Raw genomic sequence first — 922 nt, 5'->3', positions numbered from 1 at the left:
CGGCGCGCAGTTCGGCCCGCCCGGCCGGCCGCAGCGCGCCGACGAGACGGTCCACCTCGGCCGCGACGAACGCGGTGAAACGCGCACGCGTCTCGGCGGGCCGGAAGGTGCGGGCGAACGGCTCGCGGTGCCGCGTGTGCGCGGGCCCGTCGAGGGAGAGCATGCTGGGCCCGATGAGCTGGGCGGTGGAGAAACGCGGATCGTCCACGGTGTAGGAGCGGGCGTCGCGCATGACCTCGCGGGCCAGGTCGTGGCGGGTGACCAGCCACCCGCCGAGCGCGGGCAGCCAGGAGACGGGTTCGGCGGCCCGCAGCCGGGCGAGCAGCGGGTGCGGGTCGATGGTCAGCTCGTCGACGGTGGCGCCGGCGCCGATGGGATGGCTCACGCAGGCGACGTTACGGCCTCCGGACGGACGAAACGGACAGCGGGTCCCTCCGGTCCGAGGCCGCCGTGCCCCGGCGATGGCGGAAATCGTCATATCCCTGTCCTTGCGGCCATCGGACCGGCGTCGTCACAGTGAAGGCATGACCAGCCGCCGTGTCGTCTTCGCCGTGTTCCCGGGGTTTCAGATCCTCGATCTGACCGGGCCACACGAGGTGTTCACCAAGGCCGGGCGCATCGCCGGGGGCGTCGTCGTCGAGACCGTGGCCGCCGAGCGCGGCCCGGTCTCCTCCAGCGGAGGTCTGACGGTCACCCCGACGAGGACCGTCGATGAGGTGACCGGCCCGGTGGACACGCTCGTCGCCGTCGGCGGGGAGGGGATCGAACGGGCGTGCGCGGACCGGCGCCTCGTCGGCTGGTTCGCCCGGACCGCTCGCGGTGCCCGGCGTACGGCGTCGGTGTGCAGCGGCACGTTCCTCCTGGGCGCGGCCGGGCTCCTGGCCGGGCGCCGGGTGGCGACCCACTGGCGGCGCTGCGGCGA

1 protein-coding gene and 1 pseudogene are annotated in these 922 nt (G+C 74.6%); one reads left to right on the top strand and one right to left on the bottom strand.

Annotated elements, in window-relative coordinates; genetic code table 11:
* Nucleotides 1–385, bottom strand: a pseudogene (locus ACFFNX_RS51315) (cytochrome P450); the annotation flags it as partial.
* 139 nt (nucleotides 386–524) lie between these two features.
* Between ACFFNX_RS51315 and ACFFNX_RS51310 the strand changes: the two are divergent.
* Nucleotides 525–922 (top strand): DJ-1/PfpI family protein (locus ACFFNX_RS51310; protein WP_378213798.1); only part of this gene is annotated, 398 nt, incomplete at its 3' end.

This window comes from Actinoallomurus acaciae (genome assembly GCF_042429965.1).
In the GTDB taxonomy this organism is placed as follows: domain Bacteria; phylum Actinomycetota; class Actinomycetes; order Streptosporangiales; family Streptosporangiaceae; genus Actinoallomurus; species Actinoallomurus acaciae.
This window is presented reverse-complemented; position numbering and strand designations above follow the sequence as displayed.